Source organism: Clostridium tarantellae (assembly GCF_009295725.1).
Classification (GTDB): Bacteria; Bacillota; Clostridia; order Clostridiales; family Clostridiaceae; genus Sarcina; species Sarcina tarantellae.
Genome location: NZ_WHJC01000517.1, coordinates 1 through 1,251, shown reverse-complemented (window position 1 = coordinate 1,251; position 1,251 = coordinate 1). Strand labels below are relative to the sequence as shown.

Here is a 1,251-nt window from a genome sequence, read left to right as displayed (position 1 = left end):
ATAAAAAACCTACTTCTCAAACTACCTTTGATATTTAAATTAAAGGTAGTAACATATTTTTAATTATTAAAAATTTCTAATTGACAAAAAAATCTCTAACTAAAACAAAAATTAATGTTTATTTTTGTTTTAGTTAGAAATCTAAAAACTCACTTTATAAAATACTATTTATCTTCAAATAACCATTTATGCATATCATTAATAGTACTTTCTTTGTCAAAAATTAAATAATATACACCTTTTATTAACTCACCTTTAGAATCTTTATCCTTTGGAAATCTAGCTTGTTCTATTACTATATTATCAAAACTAAATATATCATTTGCAATACTTAATATTTCTTTTGAATCTAAGCTAGTTTTAATCATAGGTAATAACTCATTTAATAAATTAGGATATTTAATAGTAGGAAGTTTTTTAATCTTTTCAAATACTTTAGTTAATACAATTCTATGTCTTTCCGCTCTTCTATAATCTCCTCCTACTGTATATCTTATCCTACAATATGCCATAGCTTGAGTACCATCTATAGTTTGTAAACCTGCTGTTTGTATTTGTGGAGATTTAGTGTTATATAAATGATTCAAATTTAAAACCATATGATTTATAAAATTAATTTCATTTTCTTGTATGTCTATATCTACCCCTCCTATAGTATTAATAATTTTAGGAAGTGTAGAAAAATTAACAGATGCAAAATCTTTAATGTTTAAATGAAATGTTTCATTTAATGTTTTTATAGCAAGCTTAGGTCCTCCAAAAGCATATGCATGATTTAATTTATCTTTTCCATGTCCATCAATATGTACATAAGAATCTCTCATAACTGAAGTTAATTTAAGTTTTTTATGTTTAGTATCAATAGTAGCTATCATTATAGAGTCTGATCTACCACTTTTACCTTCTTCTGAATCTATTCCAAAAAGAACTACATTTTTAATATCTGAAAAATTTGAAAGTTTTGCTTGCACTTGTGGAACTATTCCTAAATCAGATTCTTTTATTTCTACCTTTTCTATTTTGTTTAATAAGTTATTTAAGTAATATAGACCAATTCCTAATATTATTGCTAAAGTTAATAATATTATAAGTATTATTGATAATACATATTTTTTATTAATCTTATTTTTTTTATCATTAGAACTCATTATATTTAACTCCTTGATATTGTTTATTATGTTTCAACAATATATTCTGTATATAGATGAATTTTAAAATATTTAAGGAATTTATGTAAACTTTATTTTATCT

The 1,251-nt window shown here is 22.5% G+C and carries 1 protein-coding gene; it reads right to left on the bottom strand.

Features of this window, described 5'->3' with window-relative positions; translation table 11 throughout:
• Nucleotides 1-164 precede the first annotated feature (164 nt).
• Nucleotides 165-1,148, bottom strand: coding sequence for an LCP family protein (locus GBZ86_RS16040; RefSeq protein ID WP_152892326.1), 984 nt, complete (start codon nt 1,146-1,148; stop codon nt 165-167).
• Nucleotides 1,149-1,251 lie beyond the last annotated feature (103 nt).